The organism is Pseudoxanthobacter sp. M-2, from assembly GCF_046156265.1.
Classification (GTDB): Bacteria; Pseudomonadota; Alphaproteobacteria; order Rhizobiales; family Segnochrobactraceae; genus CAMDHY01.
The window spans coordinates 123,538-149,428 of record NZ_JAWDIR010000048.1 but is presented as its reverse complement, the minus strand read 5'-3'; the positions used below and the strand labels follow the sequence as shown (position 1 = coordinate 149,428).

Sequence of the window (25,891 nt, the reverse complement as noted above, 5' to 3'; positions counted from 1 at the left end):
ACCGTTAGGACCGCTCAGGACCCCAGCGCGTAGCACATCTCGAGGTGCATCTCGATCATCGGCAGGGTGTCGGCGGCGAACGCCTTCAGCACGGCGTTGTCGCCGCCCTTGGCGTAGCCGGCGAACAGGCCGACAGCGGCCTGGTGGCCCTGCGTCTGTGCGGCGATGTAGTCCTTGTCGAAGGCCGCGCCGCTCTCGCCCTGCAGCTTGTCCATGATCGCGCCGAGCTCCGCGCCGAGGCCGTCGGGCGGCGTCAGGCCGGTGCCGGCCTTGCCGAAGGCGGCGACGAAATGCTCGCCGATCATGGTGTGATCCGTGATCATCTTCTGCGCGAAGGCACGCACCGCCGGGTTCTGCGACTTCTCGAGCGCGAGCCGGCTCGAGGCGATCTCGAAGGCGTTGGCGGCCGGCGCGGTGGCGACGAAGGCGGCCGTCGTCGGCACGCTCGCGGAGGCGGCGATCTCCGCCGGCGTCGGCCCGGCTGCGGTGGCCGCTGTCGGCAGCACGGGAAGGGTGGCGAGGAGAAGGGCGGCGAAGGCGGCACGGAGGGCAGGCACGCGCATGGGAAATCCCTTCTCGTTGTCGCGGCCACCTTAGCGTGCTTCGGGCGCGTTGCCGACGAGGATCGGCTGCGGGCCGGCCCTCGCTCACCCTGACCCGGGCACCGCCTCCAGGTCCGCCTTGAGGCGATCGAGCAGGGACACCGCCTGCATTGCGTAGGCGCCGATCCAGCGGTCGTGGATGTGCTTGATCGGCAACGGGTTGAGGTGGTTCCAGCGCTCGCGGCCGACCTTGCGGGCGATCACCAGGTCGGCCTCTTCCAGCACCTTCAGGTGCTGCATCACCGTGCAGCGGTCGAGGGCGGGGAAGTGCGCGCACAGCGCGCCCGTCGTCTGCGGCGCGTCCTTCAGGGCATCGAGGATCGCCCGCCGCGTGCCGGCCGCGAGCGCCCTGAAGACGAGCTCGTCTTCCGATTCGATTGACATGTTATGAAATTATAACATGATGCCTGCCGTCGCAATGCGGGGGTGGCGCCGGCTGGCCGAGACCGGTCGCGGAGGACGTGTCATGGACCTGAAGTTCGAGGTGTCCGCCCACATCGCGCGGCCGGTGGAGGAGGTATTCGAGGCGGTCGCCGACCCGGCCAAGCTGTCGGGCTATTTCACCACCGGCGGCGCCAAGGGCCGACTCGAGACCGGCGCCACCGTCACGTGGGACTTCGCCGACTTTCCGGGCGCCTTTCCGGTCGAGGTGGTGGAGGTCGAGCCGAACCGCCGCATCGTGCTGCGCTGGGAGGCGAACGAGGGCGCCCCGTCCGACGGCGAGGCCGCCGTCACGGCAGGGGCGGGCTACAGCACCACCGTGACGATGACCTTCACGCCGCTCGACGATGGCCGCACCCTCGTCACCATCGCCGAGGAAGGCTGGCGGCCGACGCCGGCGGGGCTCGCTGCCTCCTATGGCAACTGCCAGGGCTGGTCGCAGATGCTGGCGGTGATGAAGGCGTGGGTCGAGCACGGCATCAACCTGCGCGAGGGCATGTACCGGTAGCCGTCTCGCCTTGCGGCCAGCGACGAACACCGGGCGGCTCGTCGCCGTGGCGTCCCGCATGCCGCGTCCCGCTTGGCGGCGGCGTGCGGATGTGGTCCATGCGGTGCGGCCGCCCCGCGCGGCGGAACGAGAAGGGTCGCCGGCCTCCGCCGGCCATGACCCCGCCACCACGGATGCCATGACCGCCCCCGCGCCCCCGTCCGCCAGCGCTCCCGCCGCTCCGCCGCTGCCGACCGTCGGGATGGCCCTGATGGCGACGGCGATGCTGTCCTTTCCGCTCGTCGACGGGCTGGCGAAGCACCTGGCGCTGGAGGCGTCGCCCTATTTCGTCGCCTGGGCGCGCTATGCGGTGGCCTCGCTGGTGGTGCTGCCGTTCGCGCTCGCGATGCACGGCTGGCGCCTGTTCCCGCGCGAGCGGCTCGGCTCGCACTTCCTGCGCACGGCCTTCCTCGTCGTCGCCATGACGCTGTTCTACCTGTCGATGGTGCGGGTGCCGCTCGCCACCACCTTCAGCGCCTATTTCGTCGGGCCCATCATCGCCGCCGCCCTCTCGGTGGTGATCCTCGGCGAGACGATGACGCGCCGCAAGCTCCTCGGCCTCGTTCTTGGCTTCGCCGGTTCGCTCGTCATCCTGCGCCCGGGCACGGGGCTCGAGCCCGGCGTGATCTTCGCCTTCGGGGCCGGCGTCTTCTACGCGTGCTACCTCGTCGCCACCCGCCGGGCGGCGATGACCAGCGACCCCGTCCCGACGCTGCTCTTCCAGTGCGTCGTCGGCACCGTCCTGATGACGCCGCAGGCGATCCTCACCTGGTCCCTGCCCGTCGGCGGCGACGCGGTCCTCCCCGGGCTGCTCGCGCTTTACGGCCTGCTCGGCCTGTCCTCGGCCGCCTGCCACTTCCTGGTGATCCTCGCCTTCCGCCGCGCCGACGCGACCACGCTCGCCCCGCTCGTCTATCTCGAACTGATCGGCGGTGCGCTGATCGGCTATCTCGCCTTCGGCGAGGTACCGGGGCTGCCGATCGTGGTCGGCGCCGCCTTCATCGTCGCCGGCGGCCTGGTGCTGCTGCGCCGGCGCCCGGGCGCGGCCGGCTAGGCCGAGTGCGCAGCACAGCCGGTCGCGCCGCCGGCTTGCTCCCGCCCGCCGCCCATGCTCTTGAGGGCGCGCCCGCCGCGTCGCGCCCGCCCGCGGCCACCGTCCGCCCGGCCCCCGCCGGCGAGAGCTTCCGATGTCCGCCCCTTCCGCCCCGCATACCTCCCGTCGCGACCGGCCGCTCGTCGGCATCGGCTTCAAGCTGGTCTCGACGCTGCTGTTCGCGGTGATGATCGGCCTCATCAAGGTGGTCGCCGAGCGGGTGCCGACCGGCGAGATCGTCTTCGCCCGCAATTTCTTCGCGCTCATCCCCGTCGCCATCGCGATCATCGTCGCCCGCGACGGCCTTGGTGTCTTCCGCACCCGCCACCCCTTCGGCCATGTCTGGCGGGCGTCCGCCGGTGTCGTCGCGATGATCCTCTCCTTCGAGGCGATCGCCCGCCTGCCGATCGCCGACGCCACCGCGCTGAGCTACGCCGCCCCGCTGATCACCACCGCGCTCGCCGTGGTGCTCCTCGGCGAGACGGTGCGCGCCTACCGCTGGGTGGCCGTCGTCGTCGGCCTCGCCGGCGTCGTCGTGGTGCTCTGGCCGCACCTGACGCTGGAGCCCGCCGTCGGCGGCACCCGCGCCCTGATCGGCGTCGTCTGCGCGGTCGCCGCCGCCTTCTTCGTGGCGCTCGCCATGATCGCCGTGCGCTCCCTGACGAAGACCGAGGCGACGCGCACCATCGTGCTTTACTTCACCCTCGTCTCGAGCCTCGTCGGCCTCGCCACGCTGCCGTTCGGCTGGGTGGTGCCGACGCCGATGGACGCTGTGCTGCTCGTCTCCATCGGCCTCGTCGGCGGCGTCGCGCAGCTGTTCATGACGCAGTCCTACGGCTACGCCGACGCCTCCGTCATCGCCCCGTTCGAATACGCCACGATGGTGTGGACGCTGATCGCCGGCCTCGTCGTCTTCGACGAGGTGCCGGCGCCGCTGGTGCTGGTCGGCATGGCGATCATCATCGGCTCCGGGCTGATGATCATCTGGCGCGAGCGCCGCCTCGGCCTGCCGCGGCCGGAACGCGAGGTCGAGCCGCCGACCTGACGGCCCGTCCCCATCCGATGGGGGTTGCGGCGGCGGCGCCGAACGGCTTCTCTGCCACGCTCAAGCGCGGGAGGACACGCGATGACGGCCTTCGAGATCCGGCAGGTGCCCTGCCTCGGCGACAATTACCTCGTGCTCGTCCACCACCCCGAAAGCACCACGACGCTCGTCGTCGACGTGCCCGACGCGGACGCGGCGCTTTCGGCGCTCAACGAAACCGGCTGGACGCTCACCCACATCCTCATCACCCACCACCACGCCGACCATATCCAGGGCGTGCCGGCGGTGAAGGCGGCGACGGGCGCGACCGTGATCGGCCCGGCGGCGGAGGCCGCGCGCATTCCCGGCCTCGAGCGCGAGGTCGCCGACGGTGAAAAATTCGAGCTCGGCGGCATCCGCATCGAGGCGATCTCGACGCCGGGCCACACCCTCGGACAGGTCTCCTACTACCTGCCCGACGCCGGCATCGCGTTTACCGGCGACACGCTGTTCTCGCTCGGCTGCGGGCGCGTCATCGAGGGCCGCCTCGACCAGATGTGGGCCTCGCTCCTGAAGCTCCGCCAGCGCCTGCCGGCGGCGACCACGGTCTATTGCGGCCACGAATACACCCAGGCGAACGCCCGCTTCGCGCTCTCCGTCGACCCGCGCAACGCCGCCCTCAAGGCGCGCGCCGCGGCCGTCGACGCCGCCCGCGCCGAGGGCCGCCCGACGCTGCCGACCGACATGGCGAGCGAGTGCGCGGCGAACCCGTTCCTGCGCGCCGACGATCCCGCGCTCGCCGCCGCCGTCGGCCTCGGCGGCGCCGAGCCCGCCCGCGTCTTCGCCGAACTGCGCACCCGCAAGGACCACTTCCGATGAGCCGTTCCCAGCCCACCGGCGCCGACTTCTCCGCACCCGACCTGTCGGTCAAGGACATCGTCCGCCTGCTCGACATGAAGCCCCACCCCGAGGGCGGCTTCTTCGTTGAGACCTTCCGCGACGCCGAGCCCAAGGGCGGCCGCTCGCACGGCACCGCGATCTACTACCTGCTCGGCGCCGGCGACGTCTCCGCCTGGCACCGCTGCGACGCCACCGAGATCTGGCACTGGTACGCCGGCGCGCCGCTCGCTTTGACGATCTCCGAAAACGGCCACGATGCGGCGAGCCACCGCCTCGGCAACGACCTCGCCGTCGGTCAGCGCCCGCAGGTGGTGGTGCCGGCGAACGCCTGGCAGACGGCCGAATCCCTCGGCCACTGGACCCTCGTCGGCTGCACGGTCTCGCCCGGCTTCGAGTTCAAGGGCTTCGAACTCGCCCCGCCCGACTGGCGCCCGACGCCGCGGACGGGGAGGGGGTAGGGGAGAGGGGCGACGACAGGCGCAACGCGTCCCTCCCCTGACAGGGGGAGGGACAGCCGGCGCAGCCGGCAGGGTGGGGCCCGTGAATCAGAGGCTCGACCTCGATTGGTGTCTCACTCCGGATTCACAGGCCCCACCCTGGCGACCTGCGGTCGCCTGTCCCTCCCCCTGGCAGGGGAGGGACGCTCCACCGTCTTCCGTCCTTGCCCGCCCGCCGGAGCCTCCCGCATGGATCGCCGCCGCTTCACCCTCGTCGGCCTCACCGCCGTCGCCATGTGGTCGACCCTCGGGCTGCTCACCGCCGGCTCGGGCGCGGTGCCGCCGTTCCTGATGAACGCGCTGTGCTTCGGCATCTCCGGCGTCGTCGGCCTCGCGATCCTCCTCGTCCGCGACCGCTCGATCGCCGTGCTGCGCCAGCCGGCGATCGTCTGGGTGGTCGGCATCGGCGGGCTGTTCGGCTACCACTTCTTCTACTTCACCGCGCTGAAGGCGGCACCGCCAGTGGACGCCGGCCTGATCTGCTATCTCTGGCCGCTGCTGATCGTGCTGCTCTCGGGGCTGCTGCCGGGTGAGAAGCTCAAGTGGCACCACGTCGTCGGTGCGCTCGCCGGGCTCGCCGGGGCGGCGCTGATCGTCACGAAGGGCGGGCAGGTGGCGTTCGCGCCGCAATATGCGCTGGGCTACGGCGCTGCCTTCATCGCAGCCTTCGTCTGGGCGATCTACTCGCTCGCCTCGCGCCGGCTGCCGAAGGTGCCGTCGGACGCCGTCGTCGGCTTCTGCCTCGCGACGGCCGCTCTGTCGGTCGCCTGTCACCTGGCGCTGGAGGAAACAATCTGGCCCGCCGGCGCCGGCGAATGGGCGGCGGTCGGGCTGCTCGGGCTGCTCCCGGTCGGGCTCGCCTTCTTCGTCTGGGACATCGGCGTCAAGCGCGGCGACATCCAGGTGCTCGGCGCCGCCTCCTACGCGGCGCCGCTGCTCTCGACGCTGCTCCTCGTCGCCTTCGGCCACGGCGCATTCACGTGGGTCGTCGCGCTCGCCTGCGTGCTGATCTCCGGCGGTGGCCTGATCGCGGCGAAGGACATGATCTTCCGCAAGGCGTCCTGAGGCGCCCTCAGAGCCGCGTCTTCACCGCCGCCGTCGCCGCGTCGCCGGTGTTTGGCGTGCCGGCCGGCTCGATCAGCAGGAGGTGCACCTCCTCCTCCGCCACCGGCCGGTGCTCCACCCCCTTCGGCACGACGTAGAGCTCGCCCGGCCCGAGGGTCACCTCGCCGTCGCGCAGCTCGATGCGCAGCCGCCCCTTCAGCACCAGGAAGAAGTCGTCGGTGTCCGGGTGCGCGTGCCAGACGAACTCGCCCTGCACCTTCACCACCATGACGTCGTGGCCGTTGAAGTCGGCGACGACCTTCGGCGACCAGTGCTCCGAGAAGGCCGAGAGCTTCTCGGCGAGCCGGACGGGTTCGGCCATCGCGGCGTCCCCCTCAGCCGCGGCCGGTGATCGGCACCGCGGCGCCGGTGACGCCGCTCGCCCCCGGCGAGACGAGGAACGCCATCACCTCCGCCACCTGGTCCGGCGTCACCCACTTGGAGGTGTCGGCGTCCGGCATGGCGGCACGGTTCTGCGGGGTATCGATGGTCGAGGGCATGACGGTGTTGACCGTGATGCCGTCGCCCTTCAGCTCGTCGGCGAGGCTCTCGGTCAGGCGGATGACGGCGCTCTTCGAGGCGGCGTAGGCGGCCAGCCCCGACGGCGCCTTCAGCGCCGCGCCGGCGGCGATCGAGACGATGGCGCCGCGGCCGGCCTTGCGCATTGCCGGCACGACGGCGCGCGCCATGTTGAGCGTCGTCTTCAGGTTCACCGTCATCATCAGGTCCCATAGACCGTCGTCGGTGTCGCTGAGGGGGGCGGCGCGGAAGGTGCCGACGGTGTGGACGAGGCCGTCGATGTGCCCAGAGCTCGCGAGCACCCGCTCGGCCATCGCGGCGCAGGCGGTCGCATCCGTGAGGTCGACGCCGGCCTCGACGATGTGGCCGCTGCCGGCGAGCGCGCCGACGAGGGCCTGCAGCGGCTCAACCGCGCGATCGACCGCGACGACGGTGGCGCCGCGCGCGGCGAGGAGTCGGGCGGCGGCCGAGCCGGCATTGCCGGCGGCCCCGGTGACGATGACGACGGATGGGGTGGACATCGAGGCTTCTCCGAAGAAGCGCCGGCGGGCGCCGGGCGCGAAGAGGCGAGGGGACTGGTACGCGAGGCGTAAGCGGTCGGTCTCAGGGCGGATGCCGGCGCCGCGCGAGCCGCAGCAGCACGGCGTCGGCGACGGCGAGGAAGACGAGCACGGCAACGGCCGCGATGAGCAGGCGCAGGTCGCCGAGGATCGGGCCGATGGCGAGGCGCGGCGCGTTTTCCCAGACGAACCAGGCGCCGGCCGCCACGACGAGCGTCGCCACGGCCGTGACGAACTGGGCACGGGCGCTCACGGCAGCACCCTCGCTGTCTTGAGATCGGCTTTCAGCACGAGGAGGTCGTCGACCTTCTCGACGTCCGCCTCGATCTCGACGAGGCGGGCGACGAGGTCGCGGTAGTCCTCGGCGGCGGGCTCGCCGCCGGCGGCGTCGCCGACGAGGAAGAAGACTTGCCCCTCCACCGGCCCGGTCGAGACGAAGACGAGCGGCAGGCCGCCGGCGAGGCAGAGGTTGGCGCAGGCCTTGTGGGCGAGGCCGGTGCCGGGTCGCATGGCGCCGGCATAGCACTTGCCGTCGCAGAGCTCGCCGACGAGGCGGTAGCGCCCGAGCGGTGTCGATGGCGGCGGTGCGGCGGTCGGAGCCGTCCCGGCCGGCGCCTCCGTCGCGACGAGCCCCTCCGGCCCGTCGAGTTGCAGCATGTCGAGGTCGCCGCGCTTGATCAGGAAGCCCGCCGCCGTCGCCGCCTGGCCGTCGAGCGGTTCGGCCGGCGCCTGCGCGCCGACCTTGCCGACACCGGCGAGCATCACCGCATGGCCGTCCGGGTGCGCCGCGCTCGGCGGCAGCCGCAGGATCGGATAGGGCCGCGCCTGTACGACGCCGGCCATCTGCTGCCGGCCGGCCGCCCAGTCGAAGCCGCCGGAGCCGGGGTCGCCGGTGCTCGCGCCGAGCCCGAGCGCCAGCGCCGCGAAGCCGGCGACGAGCGCGGCGGCGACGAAGGTGAGGGGCACGGCGAGGGCCGCCGGCAGGCTCGCCCAGCCGATGAAGAACGGCGGCTCGGGGGTCGGCTCGGTTGCGGGCCGGGGGGCGCTCATGCCGGCGCTCCCCCGTGCACGGGCGCGCCGCCGCGCTCGCCCTCGACTTCGAGAACCGCGATGCCCGCCGTCGGCGTGCCCGGCGGGTTCGGCCTCGGATCGATGAGCACGCGATCGCCGTCGCGGCGCAACTCGTAGGTGGCGATGCGCTCGGTGAAGGGCGGCGGCGCGCGGCCGTCGAGGAGGCGGTACTGGTAGCCGTGCCACGGGCAGGTGACGCAGCCGTCGACGATCCGGCCCTCGCCGAGCGGGCCGTTCTGGTGGGCACAGACGTTGGAGACGGCAGCGAGGCGGTCGCCGTCGCGGAACACCGCCGCCGCCGTGCCGTCGGCGAAGCGCACGGTGATCGCCCGGCCGGGAGCGAGCCCGTCGGCGCCGGCGACCTCGACCCATCCCGAGGTCGCGGCAGCCGTCGCCTCCGTGTCGATCGTTCGCCGCCCCTTCGCGGCAGCGGCGAGATGCAGCCCCACCACCGTCGCCACGCAGAGCGCCGCGACGATGCCCATCAGCGGCCCGTCCTCGCCCTGCAGCGCGCCGAGGCCGATGTGGGCGACGACCAGCGCATAGGCCGCATAGATCCCGAAGTGGAGGGCCTTCCAGACCGGCGGCGTCAGGAAGGCGAGCCAGAAGTCGTGGCTCGTCGCCGCCAGTACCGCGAGGATGAGGAGCGCCGCGAGCCCGAGCGCCTCGAACGGGAAGCCGAGGAGCTGCCCGTAGCTGGTGTTCGCCGACAGGAGCGCGACGTAAGTGTCGGTCGGCGAGAAGGCGAAGTACCAGCCGAGCACGTGGCTCGCGTGGATCGCCGCCACAACTGCGGTGGCCACGCCGAGATGGCGGCGGTTGTAGAGAAGCGGCAGGAAGCGGCGGTCGAGCCGGGCGAGGGGACCGATGGATAAGGCCAACGTCAGCATCAGGAAGGCGCAGGTGCCGAAGGCCTGCATGCGCGCCACCGCGCCGTCGACCGGCAGCGTCACCCCCTGGAAGGCCGGCGCGAGCTGCAGGTAGACGGTGATGTAGAGCCCCACCGCCGCCGCCAGCACGGCGTCGTAGACGATCTTCGAGCGGTTCCAGCCGACGGGGCGGTAGCCGGCGCTCATGGCGGCGCCCCCGCGGCCGCCTCGCCCGGCGGTGGCGCGATCCGCACGGCCGCCGCGTCGCGCGGCCCCTCCTGGTGGATCGCCGCGGCGACGATGAGGATCGCCGGCAGCACCACGGCGAGCACCGTCCAGATCCGCCGGTGCACGCGCGCCGGCGCCGTCCGGTCGAAGCGGCCGGCCGTCTCCGGCGCCCGCGAAAGTACCCGCCAGCGCCACAGCACCAGTGGCCACAGGAGCACGATCCCCGGCACCAGCAGCGGCCGGAAGGCGACGGCGCCGTGCGCCGCCGGGTCGATGCGATCGATCCCCCACAGCAGGAAAACCGCCGCCACCGCCAGCCCAACGACGCCCCAAGCTTGGGCCAGCGTCACGAGGGCGGCGGCGACCGTCATTGCTGCGTCTCCGCCGGGCAGGTCGCGTCGAGGTGCGCCGACAGCCAGCCGAGCGCCGGCACGATCGCCGCCTTCCAGTTCGCCCAGTCGTGCCGTCCGTCGAAGACCCGAAGCTCGCTGTCCATGCCCGCCCGCTTCAGCGCCAGGTGAAGCCGCACCGTGCCGTCGACGAGTGACAGGAAGTCGTCGTCGCCGGCGGTGAGGAAGACGGCCGGCGGCGGCGTCGCGGCGGCCACCGTCGGAACCTTCGGAAACAGCGTCCAGGCGTTGAAGCGCTCGCGGTCGAAGGGCTCACCGAAGGCGGCGCCGAACACCGTCACCGGCGGGCCGGGCCGCATCGGCGCCCCCTCCGGGATCGGCGAGAAGATCGAGCCCGACAGGCTGATCGCGGCTGCATAGAGGTCCGGCCGGTCGAAGGCGTAGAGGAGGGCGCCATAGCCGCCCATCGACAGCCCGCCGGTGGCGCGCGCCGCCCGGCAGGCGGCGGTCGGATAGCGCGCGTCGACGGCGGCGACGAGGTCGGTGGTGAGCGCCGTCGCCATGCGGCTCTCGCCCGCCGGATCGTCGACGTACCAGCTGTCGCCCGCCATCGGCATCACGACGATCATCGGCCGCATCCGCCCGGCGGCGATCTCGCGGTCGAGCGTCGCGGCGATGTCGCCGGCGCCGACCCAGTCGCTCTCTCGTCCCCCGAGGCCGTGGAACAGGTAGAGCACCGGCAGCCGCGGTCCGTCCGGCGCGACGGCGCCCTCCGGCAGGTAGACGGTGGCCGGAATGGCGTGGCCGAGGGCCGGGCTATCGAAGGCGACGCCAGTCTCGACGCGCCCGGCCGCCTCCGCCGGTGGCGCGGCGACGAGGAGCCCCAGCGTCGCCGCGACGAGGCTCCGGCAGAGGCCGCGCATCGTCATCCCCGCGCTGGGGCGGTCGGCGCCGCCGGTGCGTTCGGCGCGGGATGTCCAGCGGACGCGGGTGCCGCCACCCGCGGCGGGGCCGGTGCGCGCCGAGCCCATGGCGGGTTCTTGAACCACTCGGCGATCGCCGCGGTGGCGATGAGCACGGCGAAGCCCGCGAGGTTGGCGATCGCGTAGGTGAGGAGGTCGCGCCCGGCGATGTCGAGGAAGACGCCGAGCAGCTGCGCCAGGATGATGCCGGTCATGAACACCGGCAGCGCCTGCCGGCCGACGAGCTGCGAGATCGTCGACAAACGCCCGAGCGCTGCGAGCCGCCGCCCGCCCTCGCCGGCGGCGAGCATGGCGAGATAGGCGAGCGCCAGGAAGTGGACGACGCGCAGGATGCCCAGGTGCGTCTTGTCGATCACGAGGAACAGGGCCTCGTTCATCGGGCGCAGCTCCGGCACGTAGAAGTGCAGCCGGTGCCATGCGAATGGCACGGTCAGCACGACCACGGCGAGGGCGAGCGCCAGCAGTCGCCGGTCGAAGGCCGGCACCGGCAGCCAGCCGCGCTGGAAGCCGAAGCCGAGGAAGAAGATCAGCTGCCAGGCGAACGGGTTGAAGTACCAGGTGCGGTCGGTCCACGGGTCGGCCGGCAACTCCGCCAGCCGCAGCCCCGCGACCAGCCAGATCGCCACCGACAGCGCGATCGGCCACAGCGGCCCGGCGCGCTCGGCGATCATCATCGCCGGCAGCAGGGCGAGGATGCCGAGGTACATCGGCAGGATGTCGAAATAGTTCGGCACGTAGGTGAGCGTGAACAGCCCGACGAGGCCGGCCTTCGGGTCGGCGAACAGGTGGTGGAGGTTGAGCGCTCGCAGATAGGCATCGTCGCCGGTGCGCGCGTCGATGACGACGAGCACGGTGATCAGGAGCAGCGTCAGGCAGATGTGGGCCCAGTAGATCTGCCAGACCCGGTAGAGCACGCGCGCCGCCCCAACGAGCCAGCCGGCGCGGTCGAAGACGCCGCCGAAGGCGATGGCCGAGGCCATGCCCGAGCAGAACACGAAGATCTCGGTGGCGTCGGAGAAGCCGAAGCGGGCGGGGATCCACTGCGCCCAGCCGTTCCACGGCACGTGGGCGATCAGGATGATGAACATGCCGGCGCCGCGGAAGAAGTCGAGCCGCGGATCGCGCGGCCGCCGCGCGGGCAGGAGGTGGGCGGTCGCCCCGTGCGCCGGCTGACCGTGCGCCTGGGCCTCAGATCCGGTCGACATAATCGCTCGCCTCGATCTCGCAGACGATGACGGTGAAGGCGTCGCGCGAAAGCCCCGCCCGCACCGCCGCCTCGAACGACGCAGCATCGGCCACGCGCACGCCGGTGCCGCCGAAGGCCTCCGCCACCGCCTCGAAGCGCGTCGCCCCGAGCCGCACGCCGGCGAGCGCCAGCCCGGCCTTCGCCTGCTTCAGCTCGATGAGCGCCAGGCTCTCGTCCTGCAGGACCACCACCACCACCGGCAGGCCCGCGTCCCGCAGCGTCGCGAGCTCGCCGAGCGTCATCTCCAGGCCGCCGTCGCCCAGAAGCGCCACCACCGGCTGACGGGGGGCGGCGAGCTTTGCGCCGATGGCGAGCGGGATCGCCGACCCCATCGTACACCAGCCAGAAGACTGCAGCACCGACAGCGGCCGTCGCGCCGGGTAGCGCTGCGAGAACAGGATGCGGTGGGCGCCGCTGTCGACCGTCACCACCGCATCGTCCGGCAGCGCCGCCGCCAGCCCGTCGACGACCGCGTGCGGCCCCCACGAGGACGGTGGCGCGAACAGGCGGGCGAGTTCGGCCTTCGCCGCCGCCGGCTCGCCGCCCTGCCAGAAGCGGTGCTCGGACAAGCCCTTCTCCACCGCCGCCAGCACCTCCAGCGGATCGGCGAGGATGGTCGTGCCGGCGAGATGCATGCCGTGATCGACCGGGTGGCGGGTGAGCTCCACCACGATGTCGGGATCGGCGAACGGGTCGAGCCAGCCCGGCCGCATCTCGATCGGGTCGTAGCCGACCAGCAGCACGAGGTCGGCGGCCGCCACGAGCGGCTTCAGCACGCCGTCGGCGAGCGGCGAGAGACCGGCGGCGCCGAGGGCGTTCGACAGCCGCTCGTCGAGGGCACCCTTCGCCTTGTAGGTGGTCAGCACCGGCACGCCGCGCGCCGCGAGCCGCGCCAGCACGCCGCGGGTGTCGCCGTTGCGGGCGGCGCTGCCGTTCGGCCCGCCGAGCCGCACCGTGTCGAAGCCGGCGATGACGAGTGGCCGCACCGCCTTGCCTAGCCGGCCGCGCAGGGTGTCGATCGCGGCATGGCGGGCGTCGATGGCCGCGACGGTCGTGCGCGGGGCCCGCTTCGGCATGGGCTCGGTCGTCGCGAGCGCCGCCGTGTCGGGGGCGAGGTCGAGGTGGACGGGGCCATAGGGCGGCGTCGTGGCGAGATGGATCGCCCGGCGCACCGTCGCCGCCACGCCGGCAGACTCGATCTCGAAGCTCGCCTTGACCAGCGGCCTGAGCAGCGCCGCGTGGTCGACGATCTGGTGGGTATAGCGGGACCGCACGCCGCGCTCGACGACACCGGAGACGACGATCAGCGGGATGTGTTCCTGCGCCGCGTCGGCGATGCCGTTGACGGCGTTGGCGAGCCCCGGCCCGAGCGTGGTGACGAGCAGGCCCGGGGCGCCGCCGAGCGTCGACGCGCCGGCGGCCATCATCGCCGCCGCCGTCTCGTTGCGGGCGAGCACGAAGCGGATGTCGGCGCTGGCCAGCGCGTCGACGAACGTCACCACCTCGCCGCCGGGCATGCCGAAGGCGAGGCGGACCCCGTGGGCTGCGAGCGTCGCCGCCGCGACGTCGGCGACCCGGCTCACGCAGCCCGGCTCCCGTCGCGCCAGCGCACGACCGCGGCCGTGACGACGCCGAAGATGATGTGGCCGACGAGCGAGGCCCAGGTCAGCGTGATGAAGCCGAGGAAGGGCGGCAGACCGGCGATCAGGTGCGCCATCACATAGAGCGCGAACACCCACAGCCCGACGCCGAAGCCGGCGCCGACCAGCCACCACGGCAGCATCGGCAGGATCAGCCGGGCGAGCGGCCGGGCGATGTACAGGTAGCCGAGCGGGTAGAACACCACGCCGACGACGAGGTGGATGAGCTCGGCCGCCGGCCGGCTCGACAGGCCGAACACCGACTGCACCAGCCCGGCCGGCTCGAGCGGACCGCCGACCCAGAACGGCGTGATCAGCCGCGCCCAGACCTCCCAGGCGATGTCGGCTGCCGCACCCGCCATGACGGCGGTGACGAGCGTGCCGAGCGTCAGGGGCGGCACAAGCGGACTGGCCGCGACGCGGGCGGTGGAGGCGGTCGACATCTTACGGGTCCCCCCGGGGTGATGATTCAGACGGGCGCCGCCGCGGCGCCGGCCGGCGCCCGCGTGCGGTCGAGCGCGGCGCGCAGCGAGGCCTCGAAGCGGTCGGCCCGCCGCTGTTCGCAGCGGATCGCACTGACGCGCATCGTCGCCTCTGCGTCGCCGCCGGAGGCGGCGGCGACCGCGAGGGTGCGCACGAAGACGTCGCGCTGGGCGTGGCTGCCGCCGATGGCGGGCAGGCGGCGGGCGATGTCGGGCACCGCCGCACCGCCCGCGCCGTCGACGATGACGCGGGCGAGGTCGGCGCCGACGCTGCCGGCGACGCTCGCCTGGTCGTCGGTGCCGAAGAGGCCGTGGCGGCCGATCGCCTCGGCGAGCTCGCTCGCCGCGGTCTCGTCGCCGCTGCCCTTGAGGGCGAGCAGGTTGTGCAGGCTCGCGAAGATCAGCGTCGTCTCGGTGCGCCGGCGACGGGCGATCTCGGCGAGCTCCTCCCAGCGCGCGCCGACGTCGACGCCGTGCTGGCCGAGCCGCCACAACAGCGAGACGGCGTTGGCGACGTCGCGGAAATCGTCGGTCGGCTGCGGCCGCACCTCGGCGTCGTAGAGCGCCAGCACCCGCTCGGTGTCGCCGGCCTCGAGATGGAAGAGGGCGAGGTGCCAGGCGACGTGGAAGGCGAAGTTGTTGCAGCCGCCCCAGGCGCCGCGCGTCGCCTCCAGCCAGTCGATGCCGGCGGCGCTGCGGCCGGTCATCTCGTAGACGTGGGCGACGGCGTGCAGGCCCCAGGCGTCGTGCGGCTCGCGCTCGACGGCGGCGCGGCCGACGCGTTCGGCGAGGCCATAGTCGCCGCTCTCCTCGAGCGTGAAGGCGTGGCAGCCGAGCACGAAGCCGTAGCCGGGCGTCCGGTCGCTGATGCGGGCGATGGTCGCCGTCGTTAGCCGGGCCATGCCGGGAAGGTCGCCGCGCATGAAACGCAGCGCCTGCGACAGCTTGATCAGCAACAGCGCGTCCGGCGCCGCGCCGAGGCGCACGTCGAGCCGGTCGGCCGCCGCCGCGAGATGGCCGTCGACGGCGAGCCCGAGAGCCTCGACGAGCGTGATCTCGTCCATGGTCGGCGGCCGCTCGGCGAGCGCCGTCCGCGCCGCGGCGAGGTGGCCGCGGGCCGCCGCCATGCACTCGCTGCGGGCGAGCACGACGGAGGCGAAGCCGCGCAGCGCGTGGGCCGCCGCCATCTGCGGGTCGGCGGCGAGCGCCCGCCCCAGTGCCGGCCCGGCCTCCGGGCGATGGGCGCAGACCGCCCACACCGCCTCGGCGAAGGCGGTCAGCGCCGTCTCGTCGGCGGTGGCATGGGAGAAGCCGTAGGCGTCTCGCTCGCCGTGGGCGGAGCGCGGCGAGCGGAAGGGCGGCAGGGCGTTCATCGGCGCGGGGTCTCCTCGTCGCTGACACGGAGCGCGGCCAGTACCGCCGCCTCCGCCCCCGCCGTCGGCCGCACAGGTGGCCGGTGGCGGAGCATCGTCTTCAGCCCCCGCATCTGCTCGATGTACGTTCGGCACCCCTCGCAGATCATCAGATGCAGCCTGAGCTCGAGCCGCGCGAGCAAGGGCAGCCTGCCGTCGACGGCCTCGCTCGCCCGCTCGGTCACCTGACGACAGCTCAGCATCCGGTCCTCTCGCCATCCCGTCCGCCTGGACGTCCATGTTCCTGAGACTCCCGTCCGCGAGAAACGTTACAGCGCCATCGTGATGATCTTTCGCTGCGGAGAACCGCGGCGTTACGCGCCGGCGCAAGGGAATCGTCCCGCCGCTCCCGCGGGGCTGGTGCGGCGGATGGGCGTGCGCGGGGCTTTATGCCGCCGCGCGAACCGTCTAAACCCGGCCCGCCCGTCACTTGCGCCCGTCACCTGCGCGCGTCGCCGGGAGTGGAGTTCGCATGCTGATTCTCGGCGCCTACGACCGACACGATGCCTCCGCCGCGGTGTTCGAGGACTACCGGCTGAAGGCAGCGGTGGCCCTCGAGCGCCTCACCCGCATCAAGGGCGACGGCTACCGCTTCCCGGCCGAGGCGGTGGACGAGTGCCTGTCGATCGCCGGTGCCACCCGCGGCGACGTCGACGTCGTCTGCCTGCCGCGCACCAAGTACGAGCCGCGCTATTTCCACAGGAAGCTCGTCGACGTGATCGGCCTTGGCGGTCTGCGCTCGCACGAGCTCATCCGCGAGATGGCGTTCTGGGGCACGGCCGATCCGCTCGCCCTGTTCGACGGCGCCCGCTGGCTCGCCGACCACGGCTTCCGGCCGGACGCGCGCATCCACTTCTACAACCACCACAAGGCGCACGCGCTCGCCGCGCTCTTCCACATGCAGAGCGACGACGCCGTCGCCTGGACCGCCGATGGCTACGGCGACCGCGTCTACTACTCGCTCTATCGCCTGAAGGACGGCCAGCTGACGGCGCCGATCGGCGGCGAGGCGGAGAGCCTCATCCGCGGCCGCGCGCAGAGGCGCGAGAGCGCCATGGGCCGCCTCTATCACGACGCCACCGAGGCGCTCGGCTTCCGCCCGATGCGCCACGAGGGCAAGGTCCTCGGCCTCGCCGCCTTCGGCCAGCCGGTCTTCTTCGACGAGCTGCGCGCCTTCTACCGGGTCACCCCTGACGGCCGCATCGAGGCGACCGCCTCGCGCCGCACCATCCGCGACGCCATCCGCCGCATCGCCAAGCATGGCCCGCGCGACGGCGTCGCCGCCTCCGTGCAGGGGGTGCTGGAAAGTGTGATGCTGGAGGCGATGGACCGCATCGTCGGCCGCGACAAGCCGAAGGGACTCGGCGTCGCCGGCGGCGTGTTCTCCAACGTCAAGCTCAACCAGCGCCTCGCCGAGCGCTTCCCGTTCGAGGAGGTATTCGTCTACCCGGCGATGACCGATTGCGGCGAGCCGGCCGGCGGCGTGCTCGACTTCCTGCTGTCCCGTGACGGCCTGCCGCGCTGGCTCGGCGAGCGCTATACCCTCAACGACGTCTATTTCGGCCGCGACTATGACGACGTCGCTGACGACGCCTTCCGCCAGGCCGGCGCCACCGCTGTCGCCACCGGCGATGTCGCCACGGCGGTGGCCGGGCTCGTCGCCGACGGCAAGATCGTCGGCACCTATCTCGGCCGCATGGAGTACGGGCCGCGGGCGCTCGGCGCCCGCACCATCCTGGCGTCGGCAACCGACCGGCGCATCAACGACTGGATGAACAAGCGGCTCGACCGCACCGAGTTCATGCCGTTCGCACCCGTCGTGCGCGCCGACCGCGCCGCCGAGCCGTTCCTGCTCGGCGCCAACATGGCGTATTCCGCCCGCTTCATGACGATCACCTGCGACGTCGCCAAGGCCTGGCATGAGCGCATCCCGGCGGTCGTCCACGTCGACGGGACGGCGCGCCCGCAGCTGGTCGAGCGCGAGCAGAACCCGGTCTATCACGACATCCTGACGGCCTATGAGAAGCAGACCGGGCTGCCGGTGCTGATCAACACCTCCTTCAACGCCCACGAGGAGCCGATCATCAACGCCCCGGCCGAGTGCGTGAAGGCGCTGAAGGACGGCCGCGTCGACTACGTCACGACGAAGCAGGCCGTCTGGTCCTTCGCGCCGACGGCCTGATCGGCGGCGCCTCGCTCACCCTGCCGGCTGGCTGTTCGGCCTTGCAGGCCGGGGCATCGGCTCCATGTAGCGGGCTCGATAGCGCGAACGGGGGATCGCGATGCCACCTGCCAGGACAATTCCTGCCACCATGCCGCCCGCCGCCCTCGTCACCGGGGGTGGACGCCGCATCGGCGCCGCCATCGCGCGCGGCCTCGCCGAGGCCGGCTTCGCCGTCGCCATCCACTGCAACCGCTCAGCCGCGGAAGCCGAGGTGCTGGCGGGAGAGATCCGGGCGGGCGGCGGTCGTGCGACGATCGTCGTCGCCGACCTCGCCGATCCCGCTGCCGCGGCCGCCCTGATCGACACCGCCGCCGCCGAGGTCGGGCCGCTCGGCGTGCTCGTCAACAACGCCTCGGTGTTCGAGGTCGATGCTGCCGACAGCCTTGAACCGACCCCGCTCCGGCACCACCTCGCGGTCAACCTGGAGACGCCGTGCCTGCTGGCGAGCCGGCTCGCCGCCCGCCTGCCGGATGGCGCCGACGGCCTCGTGATCAACATCATCGACCAGCGGGTGTGGAAGCCGACGCCGCAGTTCTTCTCCTACAGCCTGTCGAAGGCGGGGCTGTGGTGGGCGACGCAGACGATGGCACAGGCGCTCGCACCGCGGGTGCGCGTCGTCGCCATCGGCCCCGGCCCGACGCTGAAGAGCGAGCGCCAGCAGCCGGAGGACTTCGCCCGCCAGAAGGCCGCCGTGCCGATGGGCGCCGGCCCGTCGCTCGCCGATTTCGCCCGCACGGTCGATTTCCTGGTGGCGACGCCGTCGATCACCGGGCAGATGATCGCCCTCGACGGTGGCCAGCACCTTGCGTGGGAGACACCCGACGTCGTAGGCGTCGGCGAATAGGACCGACGTAACGCGAGTTGAAGACCTGCCGCCGCCCCCGGCGGCCCGTGAGCGATGACCGACCCGACAACCCCCAACGATCCCTCCGACCCGTCCGCCGATCTGGTGGTCGATCCGGTCGAGGCGCCGGCGACCACGCTCACCGAGGCGGCGGCGGGGCCGGTGCGCCGCGGCGTCGAGGTGATCGCCGAGATCGTCAAGCGCCTGCCAAACGGCCCCGGCGTCTACCGGATGATCGACGCCAAGGGCGACGTCCTCTATGTCGGCAAGGCGCGCAGCCTGAAGAAGCGCGTCGCCTCCTACGCCCGGCCGATCAACGTCTCGACCCGCATCCTGCGCATGGTGCAGGCGACGGCGGCGATGGAGTTCGTCTCCACCCGCACCGAGACCGAGGCGCTGCTGCTCGAGGCGAACCTCATCAAGCGCCTGCGCCCGCGCTTCAACGTGCTTTTGCGCGACGACAAGTCGTTCCCCTACATCCTGATCACCGGCGACCACGAGGCGCCGCAGATCCTCAAGCACCGCGGCGCGCGCAACCGCAAGGGCGACTATTTCGGCCCCTTCGCCTCGGCCGGCGCGGTGGGGCGGACGATCAACGCCCTGCAGAAGGCGTTCCTGATCCGCTCCTGCACCGATGCGGTCTACGCGAGCCGGACGCGGCCGTGCCTCCTCCACCAGATCAAGCGCTGCGCCGCCCCCTGCACGGGGGAGGTGGATCTTGCGACCTACGGCGAACTGGTGCGCGAGGCCCGCGCCTTCCTCACCGGTCGCAGCGCCGCGGTGAAGTCGGAGCTCGCGACCGCCATGGAGGCGGCCTCGGCCGATCTCGACTTCGAGCGCGCCGCCGTCTACCGCGACCGCCTGGCGGCGCTGTCGCACGTCTCGTCCCACCAGGGCATCAATCCGCGCGGCGTCGAGGAGGCCGACGTCTTCGCCCTCCATCAGGAGGGCGGGCAGACGGCGATCCAGGTGTTTTTCTTCCGCACCGGCCAGAACTGGGGCAACCACGGCTACTTCCCGAAGGCGGACCCCACGCTCGAGCCGGCCGAGGTGCTGGAGAGCTTCGTCGCGCAGTTCTACGACGACAAGCCTGTGCCGCGGCTCGTGCTGGTCTCCCACGCCTTGCCCGAACAGGCGCTGCTGGCCGAGGCGCTGTCGGAGCGGGCCGGCCGCCGCGTCGAGATCGCCACGCCGCAGCGCGCCGAGAAGCGCGACCTCGTCGACCACGCGCTGACCAACGCCCGCGAGGCGCTCGGCCGCCGCCTCGCCGAGACGTCGAGCCAGACGATGCTGCTCGAGGGTCTCGCCGGCGCCTTCGGGCTCGCCGGCCCGCCGCGCCGCATCGAGGTCTACGACAACTCCCACATCATGGGGACGAACGCCGTCGGCGCGATGGTCGTCGCCGGCCCCGAGGGCTTCGTGAAGGGGCAATACCGCACCTTCAACATCCGCTCGACCGACCTCACCCCCGGCGACGACTTCGGCATGATGCGCGAGGTGCTGACGCGCCGCTTCGCCCGCCTCCTGAAGGAAGCCGGCCCGCGTCCGGAGGCCCCGGCCGTCGCCACGGGTGATGCGGACGAGGGGGAGGCGGCTGAGGCGAGCGCCGAGACGGTCCGCCCCTGGCCCGACCTCGTGCTGATCGACGGCGGGGCCGGGCAACTCGCCGCCGCCCAACTCGTCCTCGCCGAGCTCGGCATCACCGACCTGCCGCTGGTCGGCGTCGCCAAGGGCGCCGACCGCGATGCCGGCCGCGAGACCTTCCACATCCCCGGCCGGGCGCCGTTCCGCCTGCCGATCCGCGACCCGGTACTCTATTTCGTGCAGCGACTGCGCGACGAGGCGCACCGCTTCGCCATCGGCACGCACCGCGCCCGCCGCTCGAAGGAGTTCGTCGCCAACCCGCTCGACGAGGTCGCCGGCATCGGCCCGACGCGCAAGCGGGCGCTGCTGCGCCACTTCGGCACCGCCAAGGCGATCGCGCGCGCCGGTGTCGAAGATTTGATGACCGTCGACGGCGTCTCCGAAAGCCTCGCGCGGGCCATCCATGCGCACTTCCATGACGGGCGCGGCTGACGGTGGGGCGTCGCCGGTCGGAGCGCGGCTAGCGGGGCGTTATCGATACTTGCAGCTGAAACCAACCGGCCACTGGTGCGGCGTCCTGGGCTGACCTAACATCGCTTCTTGACCCCTCTGCGGGGAGGCTGGGCTTTCATGGGTTGTTTTCCCGACGCCGCCCCGGTGGGGCCGGCACCGGCGGCCGGGGAGCCGCCGCTGAAGAGCCCGGCCCGCCACGCCGCCTCGTTCGAGGCGCTGCTCCGGCTCCAGAACGAAATCCTCGAAGCGGTGGCCTCCGGCCGGATGCTGGGCGACGTCGCGGCGCTCCTGTGCCGCCGGGTCGAGGCGCTCGTTCCGGGGGTCCTCGCATCGGTGCTGACGGTGGATGCCGAAGGCCGCCTCCAGCATCTCGCCTGCCCGTCGCTGCCGGCCGAGTTCGAGACGGCCTTCAACGGCCTGGCGATCGGGCCGGCCGTCGGGTCGTGCGGCACCGCGGCTCATCACGCCCGCGAGGTGGAGGTCGTCGACATCGCCACCGATCCGCTCTGGGCGGCCTATCGCGATGCCGTGCTGCCGCACGGCATCGTTTCGTGCTGGTCGACGCCGATCATCGCGCGCGATGGTCGCGTCGTCGGCACCTTCGCCTTCTACAGCCGGCAGCGGCGCGGCTCCGACGACCAGCAGCGGCAGATCGTCCGGGCGTGCGTCCACCTGTGCGCCATCGCCATCGAGCACGACCAGATCTGGTCCCGCAACCATCGCCTCGCCTACTACGATGTGCTCACCGGCCTGCCCAACCGCAGCCACTTCCTGGAGGCCCTGCGCACCGCCGTCGCCGATGCCGGGACGCGGACCGGGATGCTGTTGTTCGATATCGACGGCCTGAAGGCGATCAACGACACGCTCGGACACGACGCCGGAGATGCCCTCATTTCCGAACTGGCGAGACGCCTCGGCGACGCCCGCGTACCGGGCCGTGCGTTCCGGCTGGGAGGCGACGAGTTCGCCGTCCTCGTCGCCGACTGCCCGAGCAACCGCCGGCTGGCGTCTGCGGCGCAGCGTCTGCTCCGCCTGGTCGGGGCGCGCTTCGTCACCGATGGCCAGACCGTGCCGATGCACATCACCGTCGGCGGCGTCCTGCAGGGCGAGGACGGCGACGACCCGGACGCCCTCCGTCAGAACGCCGACTTCGCCCTCGAGAAGGCAAAGCACACCCGCCGCGGCGGTTTCCTGAAGTTTCGCGAGGAGTTCCGCGAGGAGTCGGGGGGGCGCGCGAAGTCGGTCCGCACCGTCAGCAACGCACTGCGCGAGGGGCGGATCATCCCCTATTTCCAGCCGGTGTTCGACCTCCGGACGGGCATCGTCACCGGCGTCGAGTCGCTGGCGCGCATGATGCTGCCCGACGGTTCGCTCGTGCAGGCGAAGGACTTCCAGCAGGCCCTGACGGACCCGAGGATCACCTACGACCTCACGGGGCTGATGCTGAACGAGATCACCGCCGAGTTGCGACGCTGGCGCGACCAGGGCCTGCCGCCGCTGCTGTTCGGCCTCAACGTTTCGACGGGAGACCTCGAGCGGGGCGATCTCGAGGCCCGCGTCGTCCGGGCGTTCTCGCGCTACGATGTGCCGCTCGACCATCTGGTCCTCGAGGTCACCGAGAAGGCGATGATGGACGGCGATGATGCGATCGTCGCCAGCACCATCGGCGGATTGCGCAAGCGCGGGGTGCATCTCGCCCTCGATGACTTCGGCACCGGCTACGCATCGCTCACCCACCTGAAGAGCTTCCCGGTCGATGTCATCAAGATCGACAGGAGCTTCGTCTCGGTCATGCTTGATGACCCCGCCAGCGCCGTCATCGTCGACACGATGATCGACATCGGCCACCGTCTCGGCATGGCGGTGATCGCGGAAGGGGTGGAGACGCGGGAGCAGGCGGACCGGCTCATAGCCGTGGGGTGCCCGCTCGCGCAGGGCTATCTGATGGCGAGGCCGGGGCCGGCCGACGTGCTTCGGCAAAAGGTGGCCAGCGGGGCGTGGAAAGTGGCGCCGCCACACCCTCGTAATCATCAAAAAAAGTGATGTGAGATTACCCACCAATCAGAGTAGCGTCCCTTTCGCGCCTGCCGGCCTCCGCCCCGCGGCCGCCTCTGCGAAAGGCCCGTCATGTCCGCGTCCTCGTCGAAGCCGGCTGCCGCCGGCCCGCACGCGACCCCCGTCGCCGTCGCCGCCCAGGCGCTGCCCTTCATCATCGGCGCCGGCTGCCTGATCGCCATCATCTCTTTCGGCCCGCGCTCGGCGCTCGGGCTGTTCTTCACGCCGATGATCGAGGCGCGCGGCTGGTCGCGCGAGGTGGCGGCGCTCGCCATCGCCATCCAGAACCTGCTCTGGGGCGCCGGCCAGCCGATCGCCGGCATGGTCGCCGACCGCTACGGCACCGGCCGCGTCCTCGTCGCCGGCGCGATCCTCTACGCCATCGGCCTGATCGGTACCGCCTCCGTCACCTCCGGGCTGATGCTGCAGCTTTTCCTCGGCGTCTTCCTCGGTCTCGGCCTCGCCGCCGCCTCGTTCTCGATCGTGCTCGCCGCCTTCGGCCGCGCCGTCACGCCGGAGAAGCGCTCGATCGCCTTCGGCATCGGTACCGCCGCAGGCTCTCTCGGCCAGTTCCTGTTCGCGCCCCTTGGCCTCGCTTTGATCGACGCCTTCGGCTGGGACACGGCGCTGATCATCCTCGGCGTCGGCATGCTGGCGATCATCCCGCTCGCCACCGCGCTGCGCGGCCGCGGTGCCGTCCACACCGGCCCGGCGCAGTCGATCCCGCAGGCGCTGCGCGAGGCCTTCGGCCACGGCTCCTACGTGCTGCTCGTCATCGGCTTCTTCGTCTGCGGCTTCCACGTCGCCTTCATCACCACTCACCTGCCGCCGTTCATCGCCGACATGGGCCTCGCCCCGGGCTGGGGTGCCTGGGCGATCGCCCTCATCGGCCTGTTCAACATCATCGGCTCCCTCGGGGCGGGCTTCCTCGGCCAGCGCCTGCCGAAGCAGAAGTCGCTCGCCTTCATCTATCTCGCCCGCTCGGTGGTGATCCTGCTGTTCATCCTGGTCCCCGTGTCGCCGGCGAGCGTGCTCGTCTTCGCCGCCGCCATGGGCCTGCTCTGGCTGTCGACGGTGCCGCTCACCTCCGGCCTCGTCGCCGTGATGTTCGGCCCGCGCTACATGGCGACCCTGTTCGGCTTCGTGTTCTTCTCCCACCAGATCGGCGCCTTCCTCGGCGTCTGGCTCGGCGGCCGCCTCTACGACCAGACCGGCTCCTACGACGTGGTCTGGTACATCTCGATCGGTCTCGGCGTCTTCGCGGCCCTCGTCCACTGGCCGATCAGCGAGGCTCCCGTCGCCCGCCTGCGAACGGCCTGACGCTTCGCCTCGCCCGAGAGGCTTGCGCCCGAGGCCCCCGCCGCGCTCAAATCGTCGCGAGGGCAAAAAACGGGAGGCCGGCCGGTGGAGCGTTTCAAGGCGATCCTCGTCACCCGTGACGAGGCGACGAAGCAGCAGCGTCCGGCCGAACTCGTCGAGCTCGGTCTCGACGACCTGATGGAGGGCGACGTCACCGTCGCCGTCAGCCATTCCACCATCAACTACAAGGACGGCCTCGCCGTCACCGGCAAGGCGCCGGTGGTGCGCCGCTTCCCGATGATCCCCGGCATCGACCTCGCCGGCACCGTCATCACCTCCGGCTGCTCGTCCTTCCACGCCGGCGACCCGGTGATCCTCAACGGCTGGGGCGTCGGCGAGACCCACATGGGCGGCTATGCCGGCCGCGCCCGCGTCCGCAAGGACTGGCTGCTCGCCCGCCCCGAGGGCCTCGGCGCTGCCGAGACGATGGCGATCGGCACCGCCGGCTACACCGCCATGCTCGCCGTATTGGCGCTGGAGCGCACCGGCCTGACGCCTTCGAGCGGCCCGGTGGTGGTGACGGGAGCGGCCGGCGGCGTGGGCTCGGTGGCGATCGCGCTGCTCGCCGGCCTCGGCTTCACGGTGATCGCGTCCACCGGTCGGCCGGAGGAGGCGGACTACCTGAAGGGCCTCGGCGCCACGGACGTGATCGATCGCGCCGAGCTCTCCCAGCCCGCCCGACCGCTCGGAAAGGAGCGCTGGGCCGGCGGCATCGATTCGGTCGGCAGCCACACTTTGGCGAACGTGCTGGCCTCCACCCGCTACGGCGGGGCTGTGGCGGCCTGCGGGCTCGCCGGCGGCATGGACCTGCCGTCGTCGGTCGCGCCGTTCATCCTGCGCGGCGTCTCGCTGCTGGGCATCGATTCCGTCATGGCGCCGGTGACGCGCCGCCGCGAGGCGTGGGACCGCCTCGCCACCGATCTCGACCGCGACAAGCTCGCCGCCATGACGACGACGCTGCCGCTTGAGGCGGTCATCGGCGTGGCCCCGGACATCCTCGCCGGCAAGGTCCGCGGACGCATCGTCGTCGAGGTCGGCGGCTGAGACCTCACCCGCGCGACGGATGCCCCTCTGTCGCGGCGAAGATCATGCAGGTCTCCGTCCCGTGGGCGTAGAGCTTGCCGGCCTCGTCCTTCAGTGTCCCCTCGGCGGTGGCGAGGCGGCTGCCGCGGTGGACGATGCGGCCCTCGCAGACGAGCCGCATCCCCGGCCGGATTGCGCGGGTGTAGTTCAGCTTCATCTCCACGGTCGTGTAGGTCTGGCCCTTCGCGAGCGTCGAGTGGACGGCGCAGGCGAGCGCCGAATCGAGCAGCGTCGCCGCCCAGCCGCCGTGCACCGCCCCCATCGGGTTCAGCACCGCCTCGTTCGGCGTGCCGGTGAACACGGCGCGACCGTGCTCGACCTCGGTCAGGCGGTAGCCGAGCGTCACCGCCATGGCCGGCGAGGCGATGCGGCCGTCGGCGATCGCCTGCAACTGCTCGAGGCCGGTGGTGGTGGCGATCGTCTCGGGGTCGAGCATCGGCGGCGAGGCCTGCTGCGGTGTCGTCACGAAGGTCCTGCTCCTCAAAGCGTCTCGCCTGTGTCGCCCGTCACAGCCGGCCGGGCCATCGCGGCCTAGGGTGGCCTCGTTCGCTCCCAAGGCACACGACTTTTCGACGCCTCTCCCGTTCAGATCCGCCACTTTTCCGCTCCCGCCGATTGCTCACCATCCGATTGCCTCCAGGCCCGTCCCGGTCCCGCCGGG

General features: G+C 72.2%; 27 protein-coding genes. 12 read left to right on the top strand and 15 right to left on the bottom strand.

Going from position 1 to position 25,891, the window contains the following annotated elements:
• Positions 1-14: 14 nt before the first annotated feature.
• Positions 15-563, bottom strand: coding sequence for a DUF4142 domain-containing protein (locus tag RUR49_RS25885; RefSeq protein ID WP_409149582.1), 549 nt, complete (start codon positions 561-563; stop codon positions 15-17).
• Positions 564-647: 84 nt separating this feature from the next.
• A complete protein-coding gene (locus RUR49_RS25880; protein WP_409149581.1) occupies positions 648-986 on the bottom strand; it encodes an ArsR/SmtB family transcription factor in 339 nt (112 codons plus the stop codon).
• An 82-nt stretch (positions 987-1,068) separates the two neighbouring features.
• Between RUR49_RS25880 and RUR49_RS25875 the strand changes: the two genes are divergently transcribed.
• The 6 genes from RUR49_RS25875 to RUR49_RS25850 all read left to right on the top strand — a co-directional run bounded on the left by RUR49_RS25875 (position 1,069) and on the right by RUR49_RS25850 (position 6,169).
• Entirely contained in the window at positions 1,069-1,551 is a 483-nt protein-coding gene (locus RUR49_RS25875; RefSeq protein ID WP_409149580.1) for an SRPBCC family protein, read from the top strand.
• A 250-nt stretch (positions 1,552-1,801) separates the two neighbouring features.
• Positions 1,802-2,644 (top strand): DMT family transporter, encoded by an 843-nt coding sequence (locus RUR49_RS25870; RefSeq protein ID WP_409149579.1) that lies wholly within the window; start codon positions 1,802-1,804, stop codon positions 2,642-2,644.
• Between the two features lie 133 nt (positions 2,645-2,777).
• Positions 2,778-3,728, top strand: coding sequence for a DMT family transporter (locus RUR49_RS25865; protein WP_409149578.1), 951 nt, complete (start codon positions 2,778-2,780; stop codon positions 3,726-3,728).
• A gap of 81 nt (positions 3,729-3,809) precedes the next feature.
• A complete protein-coding gene (gene gloB / locus RUR49_RS25860) occupies positions 3,810-4,586 on the top strand; it encodes a hydroxyacylglutathione hydrolase (RefSeq protein WP_409149576.1) in 777 nt (258 codons plus the stop codon).
• Complete coding sequence (locus tag RUR49_RS25855; protein WP_409149575.1) at positions 4,583-5,065, top strand: cupin domain-containing protein; 483 nt, start codon at positions 4,583-4,585, stop codon at positions 5,063-5,065. Before gloB ends, RUR49_RS25855 begins: the two co-directional genes overlap by 4 nt.
• Positions 5,066-5,293: 228 nt before the next feature.
• Positions 5,294-6,169, top strand: coding sequence for a DMT family transporter (locus tag RUR49_RS25850; RefSeq protein ID WP_409149574.1), 876 nt, complete (start codon positions 5,294-5,296; stop codon positions 6,167-6,169).
• 7 nt (positions 6,170-6,176) lie between these two features.
• Here the strand turns inward: RUR49_RS25850 and RUR49_RS25845 are convergent, their stop codons facing one another.
• The 12 genes from RUR49_RS25845 to RUR49_RS25790 form a co-directional block, all read right to left on the bottom strand.
• Positions 6,177-6,530 carry a cupin domain-containing protein gene (locus tag RUR49_RS25845; RefSeq protein WP_409149573.1) on the bottom strand — a complete coding sequence of 118 codons (354 nt, stop codon included), beginning with the start codon at positions 6,528-6,530 and terminating at the stop codon, positions 6,177-6,179.
• Between the two features lie 13 nt (positions 6,531-6,543).
• The gene (locus tag RUR49_RS25840; RefSeq protein ID WP_409149571.1) at positions 6,544-7,248 is read right to left on the bottom strand and encodes an SDR family NAD(P)-dependent oxidoreductase; all 705 of its coding nucleotides are present in this window, start codon (positions 7,246-7,248) and stop codon (positions 6,544-6,546) included.
• Between the two features lie 82 nt (positions 7,249-7,330).
• Positions 7,331-7,540, bottom strand: coding sequence for a hypothetical protein (locus RUR49_RS25835; protein WP_409149570.1), 210 nt, complete (start codon positions 7,538-7,540; stop codon positions 7,331-7,333).
• Positions 7,537-8,337, bottom strand: coding sequence for a hypothetical protein (locus tag RUR49_RS25830; RefSeq protein WP_409149569.1), 801 nt, complete (start codon positions 8,335-8,337; stop codon positions 7,537-7,539). Before RUR49_RS25830 ends, RUR49_RS25835 begins: the two co-directional genes overlap by 4 nt.
• A complete protein-coding gene (locus RUR49_RS25825) occupies positions 8,334-9,434 on the bottom strand; it encodes a Rieske 2Fe-2S domain-containing protein (protein ID WP_409149567.1) in 1,101 nt (366 codons plus the stop codon). Before RUR49_RS25825 ends, RUR49_RS25830 begins: the two co-directional genes overlap by 4 nt.
• Positions 9,431-9,826 carry a hypothetical protein gene (locus tag RUR49_RS25820; protein WP_409149565.1) on the bottom strand — a complete coding sequence of 132 codons (396 nt, stop codon included), beginning with the start codon at positions 9,824-9,826 and terminating at the stop codon, positions 9,431-9,433. The genes RUR49_RS25825 and RUR49_RS25820 overlap by 4 nt, the downstream gene beginning before the upstream one ends.
• The gene (locus tag RUR49_RS25815; RefSeq protein ID WP_409149564.1) at positions 9,823-10,728 is read right to left on the bottom strand and encodes an alpha/beta hydrolase; all 906 of its coding nucleotides are present in this window, start codon (positions 10,726-10,728) and stop codon (positions 9,823-9,825) included. The genes RUR49_RS25820 and RUR49_RS25815 overlap by 4 nt, the downstream gene beginning before the upstream one ends.
• A gap of 2 nt (positions 10,729-10,730) precedes the next feature.
• Positions 10,731-11,993, bottom strand: coding sequence for an OpgC family protein (locus tag RUR49_RS25810; protein ID WP_409149562.1), 1,263 nt, complete (start codon positions 11,991-11,993; stop codon positions 10,731-10,733).
• Positions 11,977-13,617, bottom strand: a complete 1,641-nt coding sequence (locus RUR49_RS25805) for a thiamine pyrophosphate-binding protein (RefSeq protein WP_409149560.1) — start codon at positions 13,615-13,617, stop codon at positions 11,977-11,979. The genes RUR49_RS25810 and RUR49_RS25805 overlap by 17 nt, the downstream gene beginning before the upstream one ends.
• Positions 13,614-14,117: a hypothetical protein gene (locus RUR49_RS25800; protein WP_409149558.1), complete on the bottom strand. Its 504-nt coding sequence runs from the start codon at positions 14,115-14,117 to the stop codon at positions 13,614-13,616. The genes RUR49_RS25805 and RUR49_RS25800 overlap by 4 nt, the downstream gene beginning before the upstream one ends.
• A gap of 26 nt (positions 14,118-14,143) precedes the next feature.
• On the bottom strand, positions 14,144-15,529 hold the full coding sequence (locus RUR49_RS25795) for a tetratricopeptide repeat protein (protein WP_409149556.1): 1,386 nt from the start codon (positions 15,527-15,529) through the stop codon (positions 14,144-14,146).
• Positions 15,526-15,771 carry a zf-HC2 domain-containing protein gene (locus RUR49_RS25790; protein WP_409149554.1) on the bottom strand — a complete coding sequence of 82 codons (246 nt, stop codon included), beginning with the start codon at positions 15,769-15,771 and terminating at the stop codon, positions 15,526-15,528. Before RUR49_RS25790 ends, RUR49_RS25795 begins: the two co-directional genes overlap by 4 nt.
• Positions 15,772-16,040: 269 nt before the next feature.
• Here RUR49_RS25790 and RUR49_RS25785 point away from each other — a divergent pair, with 269 nt between their 5' ends.
• From RUR49_RS25785 to RUR49_RS25760, 6 genes are all read left to right on the top strand, one after another.
• Positions 16,041-17,750 (top strand): carbamoyltransferase C-terminal domain-containing protein, encoded by a 1,710-nt coding sequence (locus RUR49_RS25785; protein ID WP_409149552.1) that lies wholly within the window; start codon positions 16,041-16,043, stop codon positions 17,748-17,750.
• A 130-nt stretch (positions 17,751-17,880) separates the two neighbouring features.
• Positions 17,881-18,636: an SDR family oxidoreductase gene (locus tag RUR49_RS25780; RefSeq protein ID WP_409149551.1), complete on the top strand. Its 756-nt coding sequence runs from the start codon at positions 17,881-17,883 to the stop codon at positions 18,634-18,636.
• A gap of 54 nt (positions 18,637-18,690) precedes the next feature.
• Positions 18,691-20,712 (top strand): excinuclease ABC subunit UvrC, encoded by a 2,022-nt coding sequence (gene uvrC, locus RUR49_RS25775; protein WP_409149550.1) that lies wholly within the window; start codon positions 18,691-18,693, stop codon positions 20,710-20,712.
• Positions 20,713-20,850: 138 nt separating this feature from the next.
• The gene (locus RUR49_RS25770) at positions 20,851-22,776 is read left to right on the top strand and encodes a putative bifunctional diguanylate cyclase/phosphodiesterase (RefSeq protein ID WP_409149549.1); all 1,926 of its coding nucleotides are present in this window, start codon (positions 20,851-20,853) and stop codon (positions 22,774-22,776) included.
• A gap of 84 nt (positions 22,777-22,860) precedes the next feature.
• Positions 22,861-24,108, top strand: coding sequence for an MFS transporter (locus RUR49_RS25765; RefSeq protein ID WP_409149547.1), 1,248 nt, complete (start codon positions 22,861-22,863; stop codon positions 24,106-24,108).
• Between the two features lie 84 nt (positions 24,109-24,192).
• A complete protein-coding gene (locus RUR49_RS25760; RefSeq protein ID WP_409149546.1) occupies positions 24,193-25,191 on the top strand; it encodes an MDR family oxidoreductase in 999 nt (332 codons plus the stop codon).
• A 4-nt stretch (positions 25,192-25,195) separates the two neighbouring features.
• Here the strand turns inward: RUR49_RS25760 and RUR49_RS25755 are convergent, their stop codons facing one another.
• Positions 25,196-25,696, bottom strand: a complete 501-nt coding sequence (locus tag RUR49_RS25755) for a PaaI family thioesterase (protein ID WP_409149544.1) — start codon at positions 25,694-25,696, stop codon at positions 25,196-25,198.
• Between the last annotated feature and the right edge of the window lie 195 nt (positions 25,697-25,891).

Excerpts from the sequence above, each read along its gene's own strand:
- RUR49_RS25815 (WP_409149564.1), bottom strand. The coding sequence starts at position 10,728 with ATGCGCGGCCTCTGCCGGAGCCTCGTCGCGGCGACGCTGGGGCTCCTC.
- RUR49_RS25780 (WP_409149551.1), top strand. The coding sequence starts at position 17,881 with ATGCCGCCCGCCGCCCTCGTCACCGGGGGTGGACGCCGCATCGGCGCC.
- RUR49_RS25795 (WP_409149556.1), bottom strand. The coding sequence starts at position 15,529 with ATGAACGCCCTGCCGCCCTTCCGCTCGCCGCGCTCCGCCCACGGCGAG.
- RUR49_RS25820 (WP_409149565.1), bottom strand. The coding sequence starts at position 9,826 with ATGACGGTCGCCGCCGCCCTCGTGACGCTGGCCCAAGCTTGGGGCGTC.
- RUR49_RS25765 (WP_409149547.1), top strand. The coding sequence starts at position 22,861 with ATGTCCGCGTCCTCGTCGAAGCCGGCTGCCGCCGGCCCGCACGCGACC.
- RUR49_RS25790 (WP_409149554.1), bottom strand. The coding sequence starts at position 15,771 with ATGCTGAGCTGTCGTCAGGTGACCGAGCGGGCGAGCGAGGCCGTCGAC.
- RUR49_RS25770 (WP_409149549.1), top strand. The coding sequence starts at position 20,851 with ATGGGTTGTTTTCCCGACGCCGCCCCGGTGGGGCCGGCACCGGCGGCC.
- gloB (WP_409149576.1), top strand. The coding sequence starts at position 3,810 with ATGACGGCCTTCGAGATCCGGCAGGTGCCCTGCCTCGGCGACAATTAC.
- RUR49_RS25825 (WP_409149567.1), bottom strand. The coding sequence starts at position 9,434 with ATGAGCGCCGGCTACCGCCCCGTCGGCTGGAACCGCTCGAAGATCGTC.
- RUR49_RS25845 (WP_409149573.1), bottom strand. The coding sequence starts at position 6,530 with ATGGCCGAACCCGTCCGGCTCGCCGAGAAGCTCTCGGCCTTCTCGGAG.
- RUR49_RS25875 (WP_409149580.1), top strand. The coding sequence starts at position 1,069 with ATGGACCTGAAGTTCGAGGTGTCCGCCCACATCGCGCGGCCGGTGGAG.
- RUR49_RS25810 (WP_409149562.1), bottom strand. The coding sequence starts at position 11,993 with ATGTCGACCGGATCTGAGGCCCAGGCGCACGGTCAGCCGGCGCACGGG.
- uvrC (WP_409149550.1), top strand. The coding sequence starts at position 18,691 with ATGACCGACCCGACAACCCCCAACGATCCCTCCGACCCGTCCGCCGAT.
- RUR49_RS25800 (WP_409149558.1), bottom strand. The coding sequence starts at position 14,117 with ATGTCGACCGCCTCCACCGCCCGCGTCGCGGCCAGTCCGCTTGTGCCG.
- RUR49_RS25870 (WP_409149579.1), top strand. The coding sequence starts at position 1,802 with ATGGCGACGGCGATGCTGTCCTTTCCGCTCGTCGACGGGCTGGCGAAG.
- RUR49_RS25855 (WP_409149575.1), top strand. The coding sequence starts at position 4,583 with ATGAGCCGTTCCCAGCCCACCGGCGCCGACTTCTCCGCACCCGACCTG.
- RUR49_RS25880 (WP_409149581.1), bottom strand. The coding sequence starts at position 986 with ATGTCAATCGAATCGGAAGACGAGCTCGTCTTCAGGGCGCTCGCGGCC.
- RUR49_RS25785 (WP_409149552.1), top strand. The coding sequence starts at position 16,041 with ATGCTGATTCTCGGCGCCTACGACCGACACGATGCCTCCGCCGCGGTG.
- RUR49_RS25840 (WP_409149571.1), bottom strand. The coding sequence starts at position 7,248 with ATGTCCACCCCATCCGTCGTCATCGTCACCGGGGCCGCCGGCAATGCC.
- RUR49_RS25850 (WP_409149574.1), top strand. The coding sequence starts at position 5,294 with ATGGATCGCCGCCGCTTCACCCTCGTCGGCCTCACCGCCGTCGCCATG.
- RUR49_RS25885 (WP_409149582.1), bottom strand. The coding sequence starts at position 563 with ATGCGCGTGCCTGCCCTCCGTGCCGCCTTCGCCGCCCTTCTCCTCGCC.
- RUR49_RS25865 (WP_409149578.1), top strand. The coding sequence starts at position 2,778 with ATGTCCGCCCCTTCCGCCCCGCATACCTCCCGTCGCGACCGGCCGCTC.
- RUR49_RS25830 (WP_409149569.1), bottom strand. The coding sequence starts at position 8,337 with ATGAGCGCCCCCCGGCCCGCAACCGAGCCGACCCCCGAGCCGCCGTTC.